This is a genomic window from Paraconexibacter antarcticus (assembly GCF_024220175.1).
Classification (GTDB): Bacteria; Actinomycetota; Thermoleophilia; order Solirubrobacterales; family Solirubrobacteraceae; genus Paraconexibacter; species Paraconexibacter antarcticus.
This window is the reverse complement of record NZ_CP098502.1, coordinates 3,366,174-3,386,640: the sequence shown is the minus strand read 5'-3', so window position 1 is coordinate 3,386,640 and position 20,467 is coordinate 3,366,174. Positions and strand designations below refer to the sequence as shown.

The following is a 20,467-nucleotide window of genomic DNA, read 5'->3' as shown; positions in this document are numbered from 1 at the left end:
GGCGCGGCGTCAGGCCGCGGCGGCGAGGCGCTCGCGGCGCCCGAGGACCCAGTCCGCCATCGCCGGCCACGGGCCGTAACCGGCCTCGATGTTCAGGTGGCCCTGGCCCGGCAGCACGTCCGGCTCGAGGCCAAGCGGGCGGCCCCAGTGCTCGGCCGCGCCGGTCCCGGGGCAGTAGGGGTCGTCGTCCGAGCAGACGAGCAGCGTCTCGTCGCGGGCGGCGCCGAGGACGTCCTCGCGCTGCGCCCGGGTGGGGTAGAAGCGGGCGAGCTCCGGCACGGCCGACCCCGGGCACGGCGGGGCGACGAGCACGACTCGGTCGACGCGGTGCGCGGGCGCGAGGCGGTGCGCCTCGCGGAACCACAGGACGCAGCCGAGCGAGTGGCAGCAGACGACGCGCTCGCCGCCGCCGGGGAGGGCGGCGAGCGCCGCGAGCTCCGGGTGCAGCGCCGCGCCCCAGCGGTCGGGGCACGGGGTGTCGCACGCCGGAAGGGCGGGGAAGCGGACGGCGGCGCCCGCCGCGCGGAGCTCGCCGGCCAGCCAGTGCTGCCAGTGTCCGGGCGGCGAGCCGTGCCAGCCGTGCAGGATGAGGACACGGGGCGGGGTCATGCGGCAGGGCCAGTATCGCGCACCGCTACGCTTTCCGGACATGTTCGGTCTGCGCACCATCGCCCGTGTGGCGGGGGAGATCCGCAAGGACGTCGCCGCCGCCCACGCCCGCGACCCCGCGGCCCGCGGGGTGAGCTCGGTCGAGGTGCTGGCGGCGTGGCCCGGCGTGCACGCGCTGCTCGCGCACCGCGTCGCCCACGCGCTCGACGGCCTGCACGTGCCGATCGTCCCGCGCGGGATCGCGATGGTCACGCGGTCGGTGACCGGCGTCGAGATCCATCCGGCCGCCCGCATCGGCGACGGGCTCTTCATCGACCACGGCATGGGCGTCGTCATCGGGGAGACCGCGGAGATCGGGGCGAACGTCACGCTCTACCAGGGGGTGACGCTCGGCGGCACGGGCTTCGCGACCGGCAAGCGCCATCCGACCGTCCAGGACAACGTCACGATCGGCTCGGGCGCGAAGCTCCTCGGCCCGATCACCGTCGGGCACGGCGCGAAGATCGGGGCGAACACCGTCGTCATCAAGGACGTCCCGCCGAACGCGACCGTCGTCGGCAACCCGGGGCACCCGGTGCGGGTCGACGGTCGTCGCCCCGAGGGCCCGGACGCCGACTGGATCCACCTGCCCGACCCGATCTCCGACGCGCTGCGCGCGCTCAGCGGCCGGCTCGCGGCGCTCGAGGCAGCGGTCGGCGAGCTCGGCGGGCCCGAGGCGGACGCGGCCGCGAACGCCGCCGAGGTCCGCAGGCTCCGCGCCGTCCGCGGGCCGAATCCCGCCGGCGGCTGACCCCGGCGGGACGGGACCTCAGGCGAACGAGCCGACGGCCGCGACGGCAGCCTGCAGCTCGAGGAGGGCGTCCGGCCCGATGTGCTCGAACCGCAGGGCGTAGGCGCTGTTCGGGTGCTGGCGCAGCACGCGGGCGGTCCCGGCCACGTGGCGGCCGGTCACGGGCAGGTCAAGGTCGAAGTGCAGCTCCTCGTCGACCCGCAGCGGGCGGGCGCTGACGAAGCGGGCGCCGCCGGCGCCGAGGTCGAGGGTCTGCACGCTCACGGGGTTCCCGACCTTCCGCTTCAGGCGCACGTCGAGCGCAACCGCCATCCGGGGGCTGCTGCGTCGCTCGCTCGCCGGCACGGTCGCCATGGGCAGAGCATCCGCCGTGCGGGGCGGACCGTCAACCACGGGCCGCGCTCAGTAGAAGACGCAGCGGCAGCGATGCCGCGGACGGGCCTTGATCGCCGGGTCCTGGCCGCGGTTCCACAGCCACGTGTCGAGGACGCGCGGCGGGACGCCGAGCGCCGGGGCGAGGCGCTCACAGGCGACGAGGGCGGCGGCGCGGATCTCGCGCTCGGCACCCCCGAGCGGGAGCGTCCGGCCGGCGTCGATGTGGGCGGCGAGCGCCGGGTCATAGACGAGCACGCCCTCGCAGCGCAGGACGTGGGGGACGAGGTTGTCGGCGAAGATCGTCAGGTCGTCGAGGTCGGTGAATGTCGCCACCCCCGCGAGCGCGAGGTCGTTCGCGGTGATCTGGGCGCGCTTGTAGAAGCCGGTGTCGGCGAAGAGGGCCATGCCGTCGGCGAGCGACCGCGCGAGGCGGTCCGCGGAGCCACGTGCGTCCGCGATGACGCCGAGCGCGCCGCGGCCGCCGACGAAGGCGCCGAGCGAGCGCAGCGCCTGGGCGTAGAGGCTCATGAGCTCGTGGTCGGGGCGCTGGCCGAGGAGGGCCGCGAGCGCGTCCGCGCGGGTCGCCTGGAGCTCGGTCGCGGTCCACACGCCGTGGGCGCGGTGGTGGTCGGCGAGCGCCCAGGCGATCGTGATCGAGCCCGACAGCGTCCGGCCCGTCGCCGGGTCCACCCGCTTGCGCAGCGTCGGGAACCAGCCCGACCCGAAGTTGATCGCGTCGGCGATGAGCATCGCCATCGCGATGTCCTCGGGCTCGCCGTCGAGGAGGTGGCGCCGCGCGTCGAGGCCCGGGTCGACGACGTCCCAGGCGCCGGCGGCGATCCGCTCGAGCGCGGCCTCGTCGATGCGGACGGCCGTCGCGGCCGCGGTGACGGCGGCGCAGTGGTCGCGGACCGTGTCGGTCAGGCGGAGGGCCATCGGGCGGGAGGTTACGGGGCGCCCCGGGCGGGGACGCGGCGGGGGCCCGGCGCCGCCGGGCGGACTCGTATCCTGGGGGTGGTGCCCGATGCCGCCCCCGCCAGCCACCTCGAGACCCTGCTCGAGGGTCTGAACGACCCCCAGCGGCAGGCCGTCGTCCACGGCGAGGGCCCGCTGCTCGTGCTCGCCGGCGCCGGGTCGGGCAAGACCCGCGTCCTCACGCACCGCATCGCCTACCTCATCGGCACCCAGCAGGCGCGGCCGGGCGAGATCCTCGCCATCACGTTCACGAACAAGGCCGCCCAGGAGATGCGCGAGCGCGTCGGCCTGCTCCTCGGCCACTCGGTCCGCTCGATGTGGGTCATGACGTTCCACGCCGCGTGCGTGCGCATCCTGCGCAGCGAGGCGCCGCGCCTGGGCTACACCCGCCAGTTCACGATCTACGACACGGCGGACTCCAAGCGCCTCGTCAAGCGCTGCCTCGACGAGCTCGACCTCGACAGCAAGCGCTTCACGCCCGCCGCGGTCCTGCACCAGATCTCCGACGCGAAGAACAAGCTCCGCGACCCGGACGCCTACAAGCAGCTCACCGGCGGCTACTACGAGCAGACGATCGGCGAGGTCTACACGCTGTACCAGTCGCAGCTGCACGCGATGAACGCGATGGACTTCGACGACCTCCTGAACAACGTCGTCGCCGTCCTCGAGCTCTTCCCGGAGGTCCGCGCCCGCTACCAGGCGACCTTCCGCCACATCCTCGTCGACGAGTACCAGGACACGAACCACGCCCAGTACCGGCTCCTGCAGCTACTGGCGGGGGACGCGCCGGACTCGCCGCAGAACCTCATGGTGGTGGGTGACGACGGGCAGTGCCTCGCGGAGGGGACGCTCGTCACGATGGCGGACGGGACGCGGCGGCCGATCGAGGCGGTCGCCGTGGGTGACCACGTGCAGTCATGCCACGGCGAGGGGGTGTTCGGCCCGGCGACCGTCCTTCGCACGTCGGCGTCACGCCGCCGCGACGGCGTCGCGATCACGCTGGCGAGCGGCCGATGCGTCGTGTCGACGCCCGAGCACACCCACTTCGCCGGGTTCGCGCGGGGCACCGCGGACGCCGAAGCCGCCCGAGCGTCGATCATCCACCCCGGTGAGGGGGGAAGATCGACGCCCGGTGCCGGGACGATGGTCCGGGTGGTCGACGCGGTCCGCGGCCGGACGCACGGCGTCGTCCGTCACCTGGCCCGGCTCGGCGCGGGCGCCGACGGCGTGCTGCCGTTCCTGCCCGCGCGCGACGTGCGCCCGGGCATGGTCATGTTCGCGGAGGACGGGGCGCTCGACGCGGTCACGTCCGTCGGGACGGTCGTCCTCGACGCACCCGTCTACGACATCGACGTCGAGCACACCCACAACTTCGTCGCCGGCGGGATCGTCACGCACAACTCCGTCTACTCCTTCCGCGGCGCCGACATCTCGAACATCCTGAACTTCCAGGACGATTACCCCTCCGCGACGCAGGTGAAGCTCGAGCAGAACTACCGCTCGAACCAGACGATCCTCAGCGCGGCGAACGCGATCATCGGTCACAACCGCAGCCAGATCCCGAAGACGCTCTGGACCGACCAGGGGGACGGCGACCCGATCGTCGTCCGTGAGCTCGACGACGAGCACGCGGAGGCGCGGTACGTCGTCGGGGAGATCGAGCGGCTCGTCGACGAGGGCGTCTCGCGGGCGGAGATCGCGATCTTCTACCGGACGAACGCGCAGTCCCGGGTCATCGAGGACACGCTCGTGCGGCGCGAGATCGCCTACCAGGTCATCGGCGGCACGAAGTTCTACGAGCGGGCCGAGATCAAGGACGCGATCGCGTACCTGACGATCCTCGGCAACGGGCAGGACGTCGTCTCGTTCACGCGCGTGGCGAACTCGCCGCGCCGCGGCATCGGGCAGACGTCGCTCTCGCGGGTCATCAGCCACGCGGCGACGATGGGCATCCCCGTGTGGGAGGCGGCGGAGGACCCCATGGGCGTCCCCGGCCTCGGCACGGCGGCGGTCAAGGCGCTCGGCCGCTTCATGGACACGATGAACGGGCTGCGCGCGCGGATGGACGACGGCATCCCGGTCGGTGACCTCCTCGAGGCGGTCCTCAGCGAGACGGGCTACCTCGAGGCGCTCGAGGCCGAGCGGACGATCGAGGCGCAGGGCCGCACCGAGAACCTCCAGGAGCTCGTCGAGGTCGCCCGCGAGTTCGACCACGCGACCGCGCAGGACCCCGAGCTCGAGGACACGGTCGACGTCTTCCTGCAGCAGGTCTCGCTCGTCGCCGACGCGGACACCCGGCAGGACGACGAGGGCATGGTCACCCTCATGACGCTCCACAACGCGAAGGGCCTGGAGTACCCGATCGTCTACCTCATCGGCTGCGAGGAGGGCGTCTTCCCGCACTCGCGCTCGATCGAGGAGGGGACACTCGAGGAGGAGCGCCGCCTCATGTACGTCGGCATCACCCGCGCGATGCGGTCGCTGACGCTCACCCACGCCCGGCGCCGGGCCGTGTTCGGCGGCGCACCGAACTACGGGCTGCCGAGCCGATTCCTCGCCGAGCTGCCGCCGGACCTCGTCGACCGGCAGGGGACCGCGTCCGGCTGGGGGGCGGCGAGCGTCGCGTCCGGTGCCCCGCGCCCTCGCGCGATCTCCTCGTGGTCGGGCGGCGCGATCGGATCCGCGTCCGGCAGCGGCAGCCGCTCCGGCCAGACGTGGGGCAACGAATCCGGCGCGACCCCGTCCTTCCGCATGGGGGACGACGTCGTCCACGCCGCGTTCGGCGACGGCGTCGTGACCGGGGTGGAGAGCGGCGGCGTCGTCGTCGTCCGCTTCGCCTCCGACGGCTCCGAGCGCAAGCTCATGGCCGACTACGCGCCGATCACGAAGCGCTGAGCGCCCGGAGCCTCAGCGCGAGCTTCGGGCACGCCGCGACCGCCCGGCGGGCGTGCGGCAGCAGCTCCGGCGGGATCGCCTCGGGCCGCAGGATCGGGTAACCCCACTCGTCGAGGGTGATCCACTCGGGAAGCAGCTCGGCGCAGAGGCCGTGACCCGCGCAGCCGATCGGGTCGAGGACGAGCACCTCGTCGCGGCTCATGCGGCCACCCGGGACGCGACGCGCAGGACGGGCGGCCGGCGGCAGGCCGCGCACGGCCCTCGCCGGGCATGCTCGGCCACCTCGGGCGCGAAGGCGCGCAGGCCGCTGCGGACGAGCCGCGCGGCGCCGTCGGGCAGGTGGCACGCGCCGCGGCCGGTGATCAGGCGCGTCCAGCGGTCCAGGTCGGCGGCGCTGCCGGAGGGCGCCCGGCCATCCGCGACGGCCGCGAGCCGCGTCGCGATCGCGGGCAGCCCGTTCGCGCACGGGCCGCACTGGCCGGCGCTCTGGGCGGCGAGCCACCCGGCGACGTTCGCGAGCTCCCGCACCGGGCAACTCTTCGGCCCGAGGACGGCGATGACCCCGGCGGCGAGCGTCGCCCCGTGCGCCGCGAGGTCCTCGGCGGCGAGCGTCAGGCCCGCGAGCTCGTCAGGGCCCAGCCAGGTCCCGTGGTAGCCGCCGACGAGCACGGCGCGCGGTCCCCCGCGCCCGGCGGGCATCCCCGTGAGCTCGGCCAGGCGCATGCGGCGGTCGACCTCGTAGACGCCCGGCGCCACGACGTCGCCGGCGAGGGAGACGAGCACCGATCCGGGGTCGGCCGCCGTGCCCGCCTCGCGGAACCAGGCCGCCCCGTGGCGCGCGACGAGTCCGACGTGGGCGAGCGTCTCCGGGTTCTGGACGAGCGTCGGCCGTCGTCCCAGCCCGCGCTCGGCCGGACGCGGCGGGACGACCGTCGGCTTCAGCGGGCCGCCGTCGAGATGGCGGATGAGCGCGCTCTCCTCGCCGGCGAGGTAGGCGACCGGGACGGCGGTGACCGTGATCGCGGGGCCGCCGCCGGGGCGCTCGTGCACCGCGGTGCGCATCGCGTCCAGCGCGTCGGTCGCCGCGCGCGGCAGCGCGACGGTGACGCGGCGGGCGCCGATCGCGGCCGCCGCCGCCTGCGCCCCGTCGAGGACGAGGTGCGGCGTCCGCGCGCAGAGGGTCCGGTCCTTCGCGCTCATCGGCTCGCCCTCGGCGCCGTTGACGAGGACGACGGGGCGGTGGCGACCGGCCGCGGCCGTCGCGGCCACGGCCTGCAGCTTGCGGGCGGTGGGGAAGGCGGCGCCGCCGCGACCGCGCAGGCCGGCGGCGGCGAGGGCCGCGGAGACGTCGCCCGCGGGCAGCGGGCCGTGCACGCCGACGTGCTCGGCGTGCGTGAGCGCGCGGCCGTCCTGCGTGCCGAGCAGCAGCCGCGGCAGGGTCATCGCACCGGGCTCCCGGTCACCTGCCCGGCGACGTGGCCCGAACCGTCGACGGAGACGACCACCCGCAGGCGCAGGACGGCGCCGGCCGCGTCGCCCACGACGGTCTCCAGGTGGTTGCCGTCGAGCTGCTCCAGGCGGCCGCGGAAGCGCGTGGGCGCCACCGCCGGCCCGAACGTGACGGCGCTGCGGCTCATGACGATCCCGCCGTTCTCGGCGGCGCTCCCGGCGATCCGCACGCGCAGGCGGCGGTCGGCGGCGTCGTGCAGCCGCAGCCGCAGGTCGACCACCTGCTCGCCGCTGGAGGAGGGGCCGGTGCGGAGCGTGCCCGCGAGCGGGACGTCGAAGGGCGCCGGGGCGGGCGTGGGGCGCGGACGTGAGGAGGCGCGGCCGCGCGCCCGGCGCGCGAGGGCCGCGGGCGGGCGCGGGCCGGAGAACGCGGCCAGGACGGATTCGGGCGTCCCCGCCCGGCGCGCCCAGCCGCGTGCGAAGGGACCCTGCTGCGCCCAGACGACGGTGGCGCCGACCGCGAGCAGCGCGGCGACGGGCAGCCCGGCGCGGACGGCGCGCGGGAGGCCGGGGTGCGCGACGCGGACCGCGACGGCCCCGAGGACGGCGAGGACGCACGCCGCCGTCAGCGCCTGCATCCACGCGGCCTGCGCGTCCGAGCCGGTGCCGAGGCCGTGCAGGACGGCCGCCGGCCAGCAGACGACGGCGGCGACGTGGATGGCGCGCCACGCCCCGTAGCCGAGGCGCGCGCGGACGACGCTCGTGACGACGAGCACGACGAGCAGGTCGGCGGCGAGCGTGCCGAGCCCGACCCAGAGCGGACGGTAGCTCCCGGCGAACGGCACGACCGCCGTGAGCAGCCCGAACTTCGGGAACGGGTCCAGCAGCACGGTGACGATGTGGACGACGAGCAGCACGAGCGCCCCGAGCGACGCGCTGCGGTGCAGGGCGGCGACCGTGAACCGCGGCAGCCCCCGGGCGTGCAGGCCGCGGACCTCCGCGACGCCGAGGACGGTGCTCACCGTGAGCAGGACGAGCAGCATCGCGCCGGCCCCGCGGCTCGCGTACCAGAGGGGCGACGGACCGTGGGCGGCGGCAAGGATCACGATGCGTCTTCCGGCCAGCCGCCGACGGCGAGGACGCGGCCGTGCGTGCCGACGAGGCGGGCGGGCAGGTCGCGCCCGGCGAGCCAGGCGACGGCGTCCTCGCCGAGGACGAGCGCGGCGGTGCTCGCGATGTTCGCGTCGGCGCAGGAGCCGGCCGCGACCGTCGCCGTCCGCCAGGGGCCCGCGGCCGGCCGCCCGGTGCGCGGGTCGATGAGGTGGTGCGCGCCGTCGCCCCAGCGCCGGACGGTGGTGCTCGAGCTGGCCAGGCCGCCCCCCGTGACGGTCACCGCGGGCGCCCCAGCGGACGGCGACGCCGCATGATCCTCGGCCAGGAGCACGCGCCAGCCGCCGGCGGGCGCGGGGCCGGCCACCGCGACGTCGCCGCCGAGGGAGACGAGGACGCCGGCGTGGGCGACGACCGCGGCCGCGGCGTCACGGGCGGCGGCGGCGGCCCGGTCGGCGCAGGCGGCCTTCGCGGTCGCCCCGAGGTCGAGCCGCACCCCGGACGGGACCCGGACGGTCGACGCCGCCGGGTCGACGCGGACGCTGCGCCAGTCGGCCGCGCGATGCCGCAGGCGCAGGCGCAGCCGGTCGGCGCGGCGGCCCCGGCCGGGGGCGCCGCCGGCGGCGAGCAGGGGGAAGTCGCGGTCGTAGCCGGCGGCGACGAGAGCCGCGCCGACCGTCGGGTCCACCGCGCCCTCGGTCAGCGCGGCCGCCCGCAGCGCGAGGGTCACGGCGTCGAGCAGCCGCGCCGAGACCCGGACCTCCCGGCCGGCGCGGGCGTTCAGCCGCACGAGCTCGGCGTCGGGGCGGAAGCGGCTGCAGACGAGGTCGGTCGCGGCGAGCTCCGCCTCGACCGCAGAACGGGCCGGGGGCAGGGCGGCCGCGTCGGTGACGAGCAGGCGCACGCCGGTGCCGAGGGCGCGCCAGGCGGCGTCGCCGGTGACGGGACGGCCGGTCGTGGCCGCCCGGCTCACGACCCACCCGTCACGACCGGCGGCGGAGGCGGCGGCGCCGGGGCAGGCTGGGCCGCCTGCGGAGCGGACTGCGGCGCGGCCGACGGAGCCGACGGCGGGGGCTCGAGCGGAGCGGGGTCCCCGGCGATGGGCGGGACGGCCTGGGGCGGAGGCACCGCAGTCGCGGGGCGCGCGGCGGGCGCCGGCGCGGGCGCGGCGGCGGGCGGCACGGTCGCGGCCGCCGCGGACGCCGTCCCGGTGTGTCCCTTGAAGGCATGGGACGCGAGGAGCGACAGCCCGGCCGTCGCGCCGGCGACGGCGACGCCGGCGACCCGGTGGACGGTCCGGGTGCGCCGAAGGGCCCGGTCGCGCGCGGTGGGGCTCAGGGAGGTGGGAGGGGGCACGGGTCTCCAAGTGTGGCGCAGGCCTGGTCAAGGTCCGGCAAAGGTCACGAGACGGCGCGCGAGGCCCTCCATTAGCCTCCGGCGAAGATGTCGAGCGCCACGATCATCGACGGCAAGGCCGTCGCCGCCGCGGTCCGGGCCCAGGTGGCCGAGGATGTCGCCGCGTACACCGCCGAGACCGGCCGCACGCCTGGCCTCGCCACGATCCTCGTGGGGGACGACGCGGGCAGCGCCGTCTACGTCGCCGGCAAGCAGAAGGCCTGCGCCGAGGTCGGGATCAAGGGCTTCGACCACCGTCTGCCCGCGGACACGAGCCGCGAGGAGCTCCTCGCCCTCATCGACGCGCTGAACGCCGACGACGCGGTCAGCGGCATCCTCTGCCAGCTCCCGGTGCCCGCACCGCTGGACGGCGTCGAGCTGACGAACCGCATCGACGCCCGCAAGGACGTCGACGGCCTGACGATCGCCTCGACCGGTCGCCTGTCGCTCGGCATGGACGGCCTGCGCCCGTGCACCCCCAAGGGCGTGATGCTGCTGCTCGAGCACGCGGGCGTGGCGCCGCAGGGCAGGGAGGCGGTCATCGTCGGCCGCTCGAACCTCTTCGGCAAGCCGATGGCGCAGCTCCTGCTCGCGGCGAACGCGACGGTCACGACGTGCCACTCGCGGACCGCCGACCTGCAGGCCGTCTGCCGGCGGGCCGACATCCTCATCGCCGCCGTCGGGGTCCCGCACCTCGTCAAGGGCGACTGGGTCAAGCCCGGCGCGACCGTCATCGACGTCGGTATGAACCGGCTCGAGAGCGGCCTCACCGGCGATGTCGACTTCGAGGCCGCCCGCGAGGTCGCGTCCGCGATCACGCCCGTGCCCGGCGGCGTCGGCCCGATGACGATCGCCTGCCTGCTGCGCAACACGCTCACGGCGGCGCGGATGGTCGGAGCATGAGCCTCGCCCGCCTCCGCGGCGGCGAGATCCTCGCCGGCGTCGGCTCGCTCCTTCTCACCGTGATGCTGTTCCTGCACTGGGCGCGTCCCGAGGCGCACGTGCGGTCCGCCCCGGGCGTGGACCTCTCGACCCCGCTGCGCACGACGGCGGAGAACATCATCGGCTCGTTCCTGGACCAGTACGCGCAGTCGGGCTGGTCGGCGCTGGGCTGGTTCCTCGTCCTGATGCTGCTCGTGAGCATCCTCGGCGGGCTCGGCCTCGTCGCCCTGACCGTCATGGAGCGCGACACGCCGGTGCTCCCCGTCGTCGCCGCCGTCTGCACGACCGGCTGGACGGCGCTCACCGCGCTCGTCCTGCTCGTCCGGCTGACGCTCGCGCAGCCCGGCCTCGAGCTCGGCTGGAGCGACGCGGACGTCCACATCCTCGCGCCCGCCTGGATCGGCCTGCTCGCGCTCGTCGCCATCGGCGCGGGGGGCTGGCTCACGCTCCGCGACGACCGGCTCGACAGCCCGGTCAGCGCGCCGCCCGAGGTCCCGATGCGGCCCGCGCCGCCCGCGACCGCGTAGCCGCCGCCCGGGCAACGCCGCCCGGGGGCAGGCCCCTAGACTGCGCCCCTGATGATCGACCGCACGCAGGTCCTCCACGTCGCCCGACTGGCCCGGCTGCAGCTCACCGATGACGAGGTGGAGCGCATGAGCACGGAGCTCTCGAGCATCCTCGACCACATCGAGACGATCTCCGAGCTCGACCTCTCCGACGTGGCGCCGACCGCCCACGTCGTCGCCTCCGAGGGCGCCCTGCGCGCCGACGCGCCGCGGGCCTCGCTCGACCACGACGTCGCGCTCGCCCAGGCGCCCGACCCGGCCGACGACGGCTTCCGCGTCCCGAGCCCGCAGGCCTAGCGCGATGACGAACCTCACGAACCTCACCGACCTCACCGCGAAGGCCGCGGTCGACGCCATCGCCGCCGGCGACCTCGACGCCGCCGAGCTCTTCACCGCCTACCGCGAGGCCGCCGCCGCGGAGGACCTGAACGCCTACACCTGGGTCGCCGACCAGACGCCGGACCTGAGCGCCGCGGCCGCGCTCCCGCTGCGTGGCGTCCCCCTCGCCGTCAAGGACCTCTTCTGCACGCAGGGCGTCCCGTCGCAGGCGGGCTCGAAGATCCTCGAGGGCTACCGGCCGCCGTACGACGCGACCGTCGTCGCCCAGCTGGCGGCCGCGGGCACGAGCCTCCTCGGCAAGACGAACCAGGACGAGTTCGCCATGGGCTCGTCGAACGAGAACTCCGCGTACGGGCCGGTGAAGAACCCGTGGGACCACACGCGCGTCCCCGGCGGCTCGTCGGGCGGCAGCGCCGCCGCGGTCGCCGCCGGCCTCGCGCCCTGGGCGCTCGGCACCGACACGGGCGGCTCGATCCGCCAGCCCGCCGCGCTCTGCGGCATCGTCGGCCTGAAGCCCACATACGGCTCGGTCAGCCGCTACGGGATGATCGCCTTCGCCTCGTCGCTCGACCAGGCGGGCCCCTTCGCGCGGGACGTCACCGACGCGGCGCTCCTCTACTCGCACATGCACGGGCGCGACCCGCGCGACGCCACGTCGGTCGGCCGGCCCGACGCGGACGCGATCGCGCTGCCGACCGGCGAGCGCCTCGACGGCCTGCGCCTCGGCGTCCCCGACGACCTCACCGGCGAGGGCGTCGAGCCCGGCGTCTGGACGGCCTTCGAGGCGGCACTCGAGACGGCGAAGGGCCTCGGCGCGACCGTCGAGCGCGTCGCCCTCCCGCACGCCGGCTACGGCCTGAACGCGTACTACGTCATCGCCCCGGCGGAGGCCTCGTCGAATCTCGCGCGCTTCGACGGCGTCCGCTACGGCGCCCGCGCCGAGGCCGACGACCTCATCACGATGTACACGAAGACCCGCCACGACTACATGGGGACCGAGGTCAAGCGCCGCATCCTCATCGGGACGTACGCGCTCTCGTCGGGCTTCTACGACGCCTACTACGCGAGCGCCCAGAAGGTCCGCACGCTCATCGCGCGCGACTTCACGACGGCGTTCGCGGGCGTCGACCTCATCGTCACGCCGACGAGCCCGGGCGTCGCCTTCCCGCTCGGCGCGAAGACCGAGGACCCGCTGTCGATGTACCTCAACGACATCTTCACGATCCCGATCTCGCTCGCCGGCATCCCGGCGCTCTCGCTGCCGTGCGGCCTGAGCGAAGGGCTGCCGGTCGGGCTCCAGCTCGCCGGGCCGGCCTTCAGCGAGAACCGCATCCTCGAGGCCGCGTACGCGCTCGAGCAGGCCTTCGCCTTCGACAACACGCCGTCCGCGATCGGGGGCGCCCCGTCATGAGCACGACGACCTACGAGACCGTCATCGGGCTGGAGATCCACGTCCAGCTGAAGACCGCCACGAAGATGTTCTGCGGCTGCGAGCTGACCTTCGGCGAGCCACCGAACACGCGCGTCTGCCCGGTCTGCCTCGCGCTGCCCGGCGCCCTGCCGGTCGGCAACGCCGAGGCGATCCACCTGGGGATCATGATCGGGCACGCGCTCGGCTGCGAGATCGCGCCGCGGATGAAGTTCGACCGCAAGCAGTACTTCTATCCCGACAGCCCCAAGGGCTACCAGATCAGCCAGTTCGACGAACCGCTCTGCGCGGGTGGCGAGATCGGCGGCGTGCGGATCAACCGCGTGCACCTGGAGGAGGACGCGGCGAAGACGATCCACGCCGGCGCGTCGGGGCGCATCCACGGCTCCGAGGCGTCCGTCGTCGACTTCAACCGCGGCGGCACCCCGCTCGCGGAGATCGTCACCGAGCCGGACATCCACTCGGCCGAGCAGGCCGGCGAGTTCCTGCGCCTGCTGCGCACGACGCTCCGCGTCCTCGGCGTGAGCGACGTGAACATGGAGGAGGGCTCGCTGCGCTGCGACGCGAACATCTCCATCCGCCCCGCGGGGACGACCGAGCTCGGGACGAAGACCGAGCTGAAGAACATGAACTCCTTCCGCTACATCGAGCGCGGCATCCGCGCCGAGGTGGCCCGGCAGACGGCGCTCCTCGACGCCGGCGAGCGGATCGTCCAGGAGACGCTGCACTTCGACCCCCGGACCGAGCGGCTGACGTCGATGCGCTCGAAGGAGGAGGCGCAGGACTACCGCTACTTCCCCGAGCCCGACCTCGTGCCCGTGCCCGTCGACGCGGCGATGCTCGACCGCGCCCGCGCGGCGATGCCCGAGCTGCCCGCCGCCCGGCAGGCGCGCTTCGAGGCCGACCTCTCGCTGCACCCGGACACCGCGAAGCTCCTCGCCTGGCGCTCCGAGCTCGGCGACTGGTTCGAGGCGGCGCTCGCCGCCTCACCGGACGGCGTCTCGCCGCAGACCGCGGGCCCGCTGGCCAACTGGACGACGAACGAGCTGCTGACCCGGCTGGGCGGCGACGTCGACCCCGCGACGTCGAAGGTCACGCCGGCGGCGATGGCGCAGCTCGTCGCCCTCGTCACCGCCCGGACGGTCACCGCCGGGGCGGGCAAGGAGGTTCTCGACACCCTGATCGCCGAGGGTGGGGACCCCGCGCAGATCGTCGAGGCCAAGGGCCTGGGCGCCGTCGGCGGCGAGGACACCCTCGCGCCGATCGTCGCCGAGGCGCTCGCCGCCAACCCCGACATCGCCGAGCGCCTGCGCGGCGGGGACATGAAGCCGATGGGCGTCATCATCGGCCACGTCATGAAGGCGACGAAGGGCCGCGCCGACGGCGGCGAGGTCACGAAGCTCGTCCGCGCCCAGCTCGGCGTCTAGACGATCCGGTCGTCCGCGCGGCGCACCCGCCGGGCCCGCGGTCGGCGAACGGCAGCGAAGGCCACCTCTGCGGTGGGTTCGCTGCCGGACGGCCGCGTCGAGCGCCGCCGCGCCCGGCGTCCCACGAGGCACGTGCGTCGGCGTAGCATGGGTCGCATGTCGCGACTCATCCGCATGGACCACACCGGCCACACCGAGGTCGCCGAGTGGACGGCCGGCGACGCCGCGAGCGTCGAGGCCGCCGTCACCGCCTTCAGGGCCGAGCTCGACCGCGGCTACTTCGCCGTCGTGAGCGACGGCGAGGGCCACGCCGAGCAGGTGCACGAGCTCCCGGTCGACGCCGGGCTCGTCATCCTGCGCCGGCCGATCGCCGGCGGCTGAGCCGCCGGCGCGGTTCCGATGACCGACCTCGCCCACGGGGCCGTCACGGCCGCGCCGTCGAGCGCACTGCCCGAGACGGCGGGCGTCCACTGGCGCGCCCGCGTCGACGAGACGCGCCTGAACCGCACCGCGCGGTCGTGGACGGCGAGCACGCTCGCGCACGTCGTGCCGTTCGTCGCGACCGGCGCCGGGCTCATCGTCCTCGAGCCGCTGTCGGCCCCCGTCGCGCTCGCGGCCTTCGCGCAGGCGTGGATCCTGCCGGAGCTCTACGCCCAGCGCGGCGCGAACGTCGTGCGGCCCAAGCCGCTCGCCGCCGGCACGAATCCCGCCGCCGAGAGCCGCGCGCTCGGGCTGCTCGGCGACCTCGTCGGGCACGCGGCCCGTGACCTCCACGGCGAGACCGGACTCGTGCTCGAGCGTGGCCGGCTCGGCGTCTGGCTCGTCGGCCCGGCGGGGGCCCTGCTCGTACGCCGCGGCGGCCGTCGCACCCACTGCTGGTGCGTCCGGGTGCCCGATCCGGCGCTGCCGACGGCCGATCGGGTCGCGCACCTGCTGCTCGCGCTGCGGGCCGACGAGGAGGGCTTCGCGACCGTCGCGAACCAGGCGTTCAGCGGCGCGACGTGGCGCGTGCGTCGCCGGCTGAACCGCGAGCAGCGGCCGGCGCTCGACACCGCCCGCGCGGCCGCCAAGGCCCTGTAGGGCGGGTCGCCCGCCGGGGCGGGACCGTGCGGCGGCGCCTCGACCGGCCGTCCGAACGCGGTCGCCGAGGTTCCGACCGCCGGGACATGGGCACGCGGCGGTTCGCCGGGGAACATCCTGTCCATGTCCGACACCTCCGCCATCACCCGCCTGACGCTCGTGCCGACCGCCCCGCGTGAGCGCGGGGCGCACGAGCCGAAGATCCGCCGCTACCGCCTCGCGACCGTGCGCGCGCCGGCGTCGCCCGAGCCCGGCGCGCGCTTCGCGCACCTCAAGCGCGCGTACGACTGACGGCTCGGCGGGAAGGCCGCCCGCGCCGTCCGGCCGCCGCTACCCTGGACCCATGCGTGAACGTGCTGGCGACCTGGGGAACCGCGTGATCGCCCTCCTGGTGCTGATCGTCGCCGTCTGGTTCCTCCTGAAGTTCGTCATCGGGCTCATCACCGGCATCGCGACGGCGATCGCGATCGTCATCGCGATCGGCGCCGTGTTCTGGGCCGTCAACCGGCTCTGAGGCGAGCGTCCGATGCTCTACATCATCCTCTGCATCTCGTTCGGGCTCGCGACCGGCATCGTCGCGAAGATCAAGGGCAGCTCCTTCGTGATCTGGGGGCTGCTCGGCGCGGTCTTCCCGGTCCTCGGGCTCGTCGCCGCGATCCTCTACCGCTACGAGACCGCCGAGCTGCGCCGGCAGTGCGACCGCTGCGGCAACGTCGTGAAGCTCTACGACGCCATCTGCACCCGGTGCGGCCACGAGCTCGACTTCCCCGAGGTCGCGATCGAGCCGATCGACCCGACGCTCCCCGGCGGGCGTCGCGCCACCGTCTGAACGGGCGCGCGCGGCGGGCGGACCGGCGGCGAACCGGTGATACCCTCCGCTGTCCGGGCCGTCACCACGTGACGGCCCCTCTTCAAACCCCCGGACACCGGCCGGACGGGCGCCGCCCGCACGGTCATGACCTTTTTGGAAGGAGGTCGAAAGCATGCGAGCGGTCGAAGCCGTGATGGAGTGCCTGAAAGCGGAGGGTGTCGAGGTCGTATTCGGCCTCCCGGGGGGTGCGAACATCCCCACCTACGACGCCCTCTATGACGGCGGCATCCGCCACATCCTCGTGCGTCACGAGGCGGGCGGCGGTCACGCCGCCGAGGGCTACGCGAAGGCGACCGGCAAGGTCGGCGTCTCCCTGGGCACGAGCGGCCCGGGCGCGACGAACCTCGTCACGCCGATCATGGACGCGATGATGGACTCGGTCCCCGTCGTGTTCATCACCGGCCAGGTCAAGACCGAGCTGCTCGGCACGGACGGCTTCCAGGAGGCCGACGTCATCGGCATCACGATGCCGGCCGTCAAGCACTCGATCATGATCCAGCACCCGAACGAGATCCCGCGGGCGCTGCACGAGGCCTTCCACATCGCGCGGACCGGCCGGCCGGGCCCGGTCGTCGTCGACATCCCGACCGACCTCTCGCGGGTCGACATCCCGTACGAGCCGATCACCGACGTGCACCTGCCCGGGTACCAGACGTTCACCGAGGGCAACGCGAAGCAGATCCGCCAGGCGGCGAAGGCCCTCGCGGCCGCGCGCCGTCCCGTCATCTACGGCGGCGGCGGGATCATCAACTCGAACGCCGCCGCGGAGTTCACCGAGTTCTGCCGCACCGACCGCTTCCCGGTCACGTGCACGCTGATGGGGCTCGGCGCCTACCCGGCGCCCGACCCGCAGTGGCTCGGCATGCTCGGCATGCACGGCACCCGCGCGGCGAACTACGCGATGGACGAGGCCGACCTCATCTGCTGCATCGGGGCCCGCTTCGACGACCGCATCACCGGCAAGCTCTCCGAGTTCGCGCCGCGGGCGAAGTTCATCCACGTGGACGTCGATCCGGCCGAGATCTCGAAGAACATCCCCGCGCACATCCCGATCGTGGGTGACGCGAAGAACGTCCTCGTGAAGCTCATCGCCGAGTACCGCGCGCTGGACACCGAGGCGCACCGTCTCGACGAGTGGTGGCAGCGGATCGACGGGTGGCAGAAGCAGTACCCGATCGAGAAGTCCTTCACGGACTCCGAGGACACCGAGATCAAGCCGCAGCGGCTGATCCAGGCCGTCTACGAGGCGACCGGCGGCGACGCGATCATCACGTCGGACGTCGGCCAGCACCAGATGTGGACGGCGCAGCACTACCCGTTCAAGGCGCCCCGCCAGTGGATCAACTCCGGCGGCCTCGGCACGATGGGCTTCGGCCTGCCGGCCGCGATGGGCGCGGCGATCGGCTGCCCGGACAAGACCGTCGTCTGCATCACCGGCGACGGCTCCTTCCAGATGAACACCCAGGAGCTCGCGACCTGCGCGCAGGAGGGGATCCCCGTCAAGGTGATCATCTCCAACAACGGGTACCTCGGCATGGTCCGCCAGTGGCAGGAGCTGTTCTGGGAGAAGCGCTACTCGAACGTCGACCTCGGCCGCTTCCCGGACTTCGTGAAGCTCGCGGAGGCCTACGGCTGCCACGGCGTGCGGCTCACGGACAAGACGACGCTCGTGGACGACCTGAAGGCCGCCATCGCGACGCCGGGTCCCGTCGTCGTCGACGTCTCGGTGACGCGCGAGGAGAACACGTACCCGATGATCTCGCCCGGCGCCGCCGCGCGGGACATGGTGGGGTGAGCGTCATGGGCGATCCCGGAACCAAGGACCGGCTGACGCTGGAGGAGCTCGAGGCTTCGGGCTCCATCCGCACCGGCCGCAAGCACATCCTCTCGATCCTCGTCGAGAACAAGCCCGGCGTCCTGACCCGCGTCGCCGGCCTCTTCGCGCGGCGCGGCTTCAACATCGACACGCTCTCCGTCGGCCCGACCGACGACGACCACGTGTCGCGCATCACGATCACGCTCGACGGGGCCAACCACCCCATCGACCAGGTCACGAAGCAGCTCCACAAGCTCATCAACGTCCTGAAGATCCGGGACCTCGAGCCGTCGGAGACCGTCGCGCGCGAGCTCGCGCTCTTCAAGATCGCGGCGGACGGGACCCAGCGCGCGGAGATCATGCAGATCTGCGAGATCTTCCGCGGCAAGGTCGTCGACGTGACGAAGCGGTCGATCATCATCGAGATCACCGGCACGACCGAGAAGGTCGAGGCCTTCGAGCGCATGGTGCGCCCGTTCGGGCTGGTCGAGATGATGCGGACCGGCGAGATCGCCATCGCCCGCGGGCGCGGCGAGACCTGAGCGGGACCTGATCGGCCGCCGGGACCGTCCCCGGCGGCCCGGTCGCCGCGCCCCAGCCAAGCAGACACGGGGCCGCGGACAGGCGCAACTATCATCCTGGGCGTGGCCGTCGCCTCCCAGACTGCGTCGCCCTTCGCCCTTTCGGCGGACGACCGCGCGCGGCTCCTCCGGCGTCTGCAGGCCGCCGCGCGCCGCGCGGCGGGCAAGGGCGGCGGGCCGGTGCTCGCCGCCGTCAGCGTCCGGGTGGACGCGACGGTCGACCCGGCGGGCACGGTCGTCGCCTCGCGGCGCGACGGCGAGCCGTGGTTCGTCATGGAGCAGCCCGATCGCGACGGGAGTGCCGTCGCCGCCCTCGGCTGCATCCGCGCGCTCGAGGCCGGCGGGCCCGATCGCTTCTCGGTCGTCGCGCGCCGCTGGCGCGAGATCCTCGCCACCGCGTGCGTCGACCCGCCCGCGGGACCGCGCGGCAGCGGACCGGTCGCCGTCGGCGGCTTCGCGTTCGCCGACCGCGGCGGCACGGTGCCGCACTGGGCCGGGTACGCCCCGGCATCGCTCCACGTACCGGAGGTCGGGCTGGCCCGGCGCGGCGACGAGGTCTGGATGACGCTCGGCGCCATGGTCGGCCGCGACGACGACCCGGCCGCACTCCTCGACCACCTCGTGGGCCGGACCGAGGCGCTCGTCTCGCGGCCGCTCCCGTTGCTCGACCCCGACCCGGTCGGTCGTCACCAGGTCGTCGGCGCCATGCCGCCCGAGCACTACGTCGGCGCCGTCGCCCGGGCCGTCGAGCGGATCCGGGCGGGCCGGCTCGACAAGATCGTCCTGGCACGTGAGGTGCAGGTGCACGCGTCCTCGCCGCACGAGGCCGCGGCCGTGCTCGGCGTCCTCCGCGAGGCGTTCCCGTCCTGCTACCTCTTCTGCGTCGGCCGCGGCGACAGCACATTCATCGCCGCGAGCCCCGAGCTCCTCATCCGCCGCGACGGCCTGCGCGCCGGGACCCTCGCGCTCGCCGGCTCGACCCGGCGCAGCGCCGACCCGGCCGTCGACGACCACCTCGGCGAGCAGCTGCTGCAGTCGGCGAAGGACCGTGGCGAGCAGAAGATCGTCACCACCCGCATCGTCCGGGCGCTGCGTCCGCACTCCGTGTGGGTCACCGCGGCCGACGAGCCGGAGGTCGTGAGGATGGCGAACATCCAGCACCTCGCGACGCCGATCCGGGCGCAGCTCGCCTCACCGGTCCCGGCGGTCGAGCTGGCCGGCCTCCTGCACCCGACGCCGGCCGTCGGCGGCGAGCCGCTCGCCGTCGCCGCGCCGATGATCCCGGAGCTCGAGGGCCTCGATCGCGGCTGGTATGCGGGCCCCGTCGGCTGGACCGACGCGCACGAGGACGGCGAGTTCTGCGTCGCCCTCCGCAGCGCCCTCCTGACCGGCCCGGTGGCGCGCTGCTTCGCGGGGGTCGGGGTCGTCGCCGACAGCGACCCGGCCGCCGAGCTCGCCGAGACGGAGATCAAGCTCCAGGCGCTGCTGCCGGTCCTCGCGCTGTAGGCGCAGGCCGCCGCTCACCACGCGGTCGCCGGCGGCGCGCCTGGAGACCGCCCGCCCGCGTCGACCCGCGTCAGTCCTCGTCGACGTCCGGCGGCGAGTCGTCGAAGATCGTCCGCAGCGGGTGGCGCAGGAGGGCCCGGGCACTTGACCGGTCCTCGCCACCGAACGTCAGGTACATCGCCCCGCCCCCGACGAGGATCGCGACGATCGCGACGCCGAAGGTGATGAGGATCGTCGTGGTCGCCGACGCGAGCACGAGTGCATGGAGGACCGGGAAGAGGCGGTGCGAGGAGGCCATGCCGGGGTTGTAGC

24 protein-coding genes are annotated in these 20,467 nt (G+C 74.6%); 15 read left to right on the top strand and 9 right to left on the bottom strand.

Features of this window, described 5'->3' with window-relative positions:
• Nucleotides 1-9: 9 nt before the first annotated feature.
• The gene (locus NBH00_RS16570; protein WP_254569702.1) at nt 10-609 is read right to left on the bottom strand and encodes an RBBP9/YdeN family alpha/beta hydrolase; all 600 of its coding nucleotides are present in this window, start codon (nt 607-609) and stop codon (nt 10-12) included.
• Nucleotides 610-649: 40 nt separating this feature from the next.
• Between NBH00_RS16570 and epsC the strand changes: the two genes are divergently transcribed.
• Nucleotides 650-1,399, top strand: coding sequence for a serine O-acetyltransferase EpsC (epsC, locus tag NBH00_RS16565; RefSeq protein ID WP_254569701.1), 750 nt, complete (start codon nt 650-652; stop codon nt 1,397-1,399).
• 18 nt (nt 1,400-1,417) lie between these two features.
• Here epsC and NBH00_RS16560 read toward each other — a convergent pair whose 3' ends face one another.
• On the bottom strand, nt 1,418-1,753 hold the full coding sequence (locus tag NBH00_RS16560) for a PilZ domain-containing protein (RefSeq protein WP_254569700.1): 336 nt from the start codon (nt 1,751-1,753) through the stop codon (nt 1,418-1,420).
• 48 nt (nt 1,754-1,801) lie between these two features.
• The gene (locus NBH00_RS16555; RefSeq protein ID WP_254569699.1) at nt 1,802-2,710 is read right to left on the bottom strand and encodes a queuosine salvage family protein; all 909 of its coding nucleotides are present in this window, start codon (nt 2,708-2,710) and stop codon (nt 1,802-1,804) included.
• A gap of 81 nt (nt 2,711-2,791) precedes the next feature.
• Between NBH00_RS16555 and NBH00_RS16550 the strand changes: the two genes are divergently transcribed.
• Nucleotides 2,792-5,644, top strand: coding sequence for a UvrD-helicase domain-containing protein (locus NBH00_RS16550; RefSeq protein ID WP_254569698.1), 2,853 nt, complete (start codon nt 2,792-2,794; stop codon nt 5,642-5,644).
• Here NBH00_RS16550 and NBH00_RS16545 read toward each other — a convergent pair.
• From NBH00_RS16545 to NBH00_RS16525, 5 genes are read right to left on the bottom strand one after another with little or no spacing between them, the layout of a single operon-like run.
• Nucleotides 5,631-5,846, bottom strand: coding sequence for a ferredoxin (locus tag NBH00_RS16545; protein WP_254569697.1), 216 nt, complete (start codon nt 5,844-5,846; stop codon nt 5,631-5,633). The two genes, NBH00_RS16550 and NBH00_RS16545, sit on opposite strands and share 14 nt — an antisense overlap.
• Nucleotides 5,843-7,087 (bottom strand): NADH-ubiquinone oxidoreductase-F iron-sulfur binding region domain-containing protein, encoded by a 1,245-nt coding sequence (locus tag NBH00_RS16540; RefSeq protein ID WP_254569696.1) that lies wholly within the window; start codon nt 7,085-7,087, stop codon nt 5,843-5,845. The genes NBH00_RS16545 and NBH00_RS16540 overlap by 4 nt, the downstream gene beginning before the upstream one ends.
• Nucleotides 7,084-8,199, bottom strand: coding sequence for a ferric reductase-like transmembrane domain-containing protein (locus tag NBH00_RS16535; protein ID WP_254569695.1), 1,116 nt, complete (start codon nt 8,197-8,199; stop codon nt 7,084-7,086). Before NBH00_RS16535 ends, NBH00_RS16540 begins: the two co-directional genes overlap by 4 nt.
• A complete protein-coding gene (locus NBH00_RS16530) occupies nt 8,196-9,176 on the bottom strand; it encodes an FAD:protein FMN transferase (protein ID WP_254569694.1) in 981 nt (326 codons plus the stop codon). The genes NBH00_RS16535 and NBH00_RS16530 overlap by 4 nt, the downstream gene beginning before the upstream one ends.
• Nucleotides 9,173-9,559 (bottom strand): hypothetical protein, encoded by a 387-nt coding sequence (locus NBH00_RS16525; RefSeq protein ID WP_254569693.1) that lies wholly within the window; start codon nt 9,557-9,559, stop codon nt 9,173-9,175. Before NBH00_RS16525 ends, NBH00_RS16530 begins: the two co-directional genes overlap by 4 nt.
• An 87-nt stretch (nt 9,560-9,646) precedes the next feature.
• Between NBH00_RS16525 and folD the strand changes: the two genes are divergently transcribed.
• The 13 genes from folD to NBH00_RS16460 all read left to right on the top strand — a co-directional run bounded on the left by folD (nt 9,647) and on the right by NBH00_RS16460 (nt 20,155).
• Nucleotides 9,647-10,501, top strand: coding sequence for a bifunctional methylenetetrahydrofolate dehydrogenase/methenyltetrahydrofolate cyclohydrolase FolD (gene folD / locus NBH00_RS16520; protein ID WP_254569692.1), 855 nt, complete (start codon nt 9,647-9,649; stop codon nt 10,499-10,501).
• On the top strand, nt 10,498-11,067 hold the full coding sequence (locus tag NBH00_RS16515; protein WP_254569691.1) for a hypothetical protein: 570 nt from the start codon (nt 10,498-10,500) through the stop codon (nt 11,065-11,067). Before folD ends, NBH00_RS16515 begins: the two co-directional genes overlap by 4 nt.
• Nucleotides 11,068-11,118: 51 nt before the next feature.
• Nucleotides 11,119-11,403 (top strand): Asp-tRNA(Asn)/Glu-tRNA(Gln) amidotransferase subunit GatC, encoded by a 285-nt coding sequence (gene gatC, locus NBH00_RS16510; protein WP_254569690.1) that lies wholly within the window; start codon nt 11,119-11,121, stop codon nt 11,401-11,403.
• A 4-nt stretch (nt 11,404-11,407) separates the two neighbouring features.
• Nucleotides 11,408-12,856: an Asp-tRNA(Asn)/Glu-tRNA(Gln) amidotransferase subunit GatA gene (gene gatA, locus NBH00_RS16505; protein WP_254569689.1), complete on the top strand. Its 1,449-nt coding sequence runs from the start codon at nt 11,408-11,410 to the stop codon at nt 12,854-12,856.
• The gene (gatB, locus tag NBH00_RS16500; protein ID WP_254569688.1) at nt 12,853-14,301 is read left to right on the top strand and encodes an Asp-tRNA(Asn)/Glu-tRNA(Gln) amidotransferase subunit GatB; all 1,449 of its coding nucleotides are present in this window, start codon (nt 12,853-12,855) and stop codon (nt 14,299-14,301) included. The genes gatA and gatB overlap by 4 nt, the downstream gene beginning before the upstream one ends.
• 156 nt (nt 14,302-14,457) lie before the next feature.
• On the top strand, nt 14,458-14,682 hold the full coding sequence (locus tag NBH00_RS16495) for a hypothetical protein (protein WP_254569687.1): 225 nt from the start codon (nt 14,458-14,460) through the stop codon (nt 14,680-14,682).
• Nucleotides 14,683-14,700: 18 nt separating this feature from the next.
• Nucleotides 14,701-15,381 (top strand): hypothetical protein, encoded by a 681-nt coding sequence (locus tag NBH00_RS16490; RefSeq protein ID WP_254569686.1) that lies wholly within the window; start codon nt 14,701-14,703, stop codon nt 15,379-15,381.
• Between the two features lie 123 nt (nt 15,382-15,504).
• Complete coding sequence (locus NBH00_RS16485) at nt 15,505-15,672, top strand: hypothetical protein (RefSeq protein WP_254569685.1); 168 nt, start codon at nt 15,505-15,507, stop codon at nt 15,670-15,672.
• 52 nt (nt 15,673-15,724) lie between these two features.
• Complete coding sequence (locus tag NBH00_RS16480) at nt 15,725-15,895, top strand: hypothetical protein (protein ID WP_254569684.1); 171 nt, start codon at nt 15,725-15,727, stop codon at nt 15,893-15,895.
• Nucleotides 15,896-15,907: 12 nt separating this feature from the next.
• Entirely contained in the window at nt 15,908-16,210 is a 303-nt protein-coding gene (locus NBH00_RS16475) for a hypothetical protein (RefSeq protein ID WP_254569683.1), read from the top strand.
• A 154-nt stretch (nt 16,211-16,364) separates the two neighbouring features.
• Entirely contained in the window at nt 16,365-18,047 is a 1,683-nt protein-coding gene (gene ilvB, locus NBH00_RS16470) for a biosynthetic-type acetolactate synthase large subunit (protein ID WP_254569682.1), read from the top strand.
• 5 nt (nt 18,048-18,052) lie between these two features.
• Nucleotides 18,053-18,610, top strand: coding sequence for an acetolactate synthase small subunit (ilvN, locus tag NBH00_RS16465; protein WP_254569681.1), 558 nt, complete (start codon nt 18,053-18,055; stop codon nt 18,608-18,610).
• A gap of 102 nt (nt 18,611-18,712) precedes the next feature.
• Entirely contained in the window at nt 18,713-20,155 is a 1,443-nt protein-coding gene (locus tag NBH00_RS16460) for an isochorismate synthase (RefSeq protein ID WP_254569680.1), read from the top strand.
• 70 nt (nt 20,156-20,225) lie between these two features.
• On the opposite strand, the gene NBH00_RS16455 is transcribed toward NBH00_RS16460, so the two are convergent.
• On the bottom strand, nt 20,226-20,453 hold the full coding sequence (locus NBH00_RS16455) for a hypothetical protein (RefSeq protein WP_254569679.1): 228 nt from the start codon (nt 20,451-20,453) through the stop codon (nt 20,226-20,228).
• Nucleotides 20,454-20,467 lie beyond the last annotated feature (14 nt).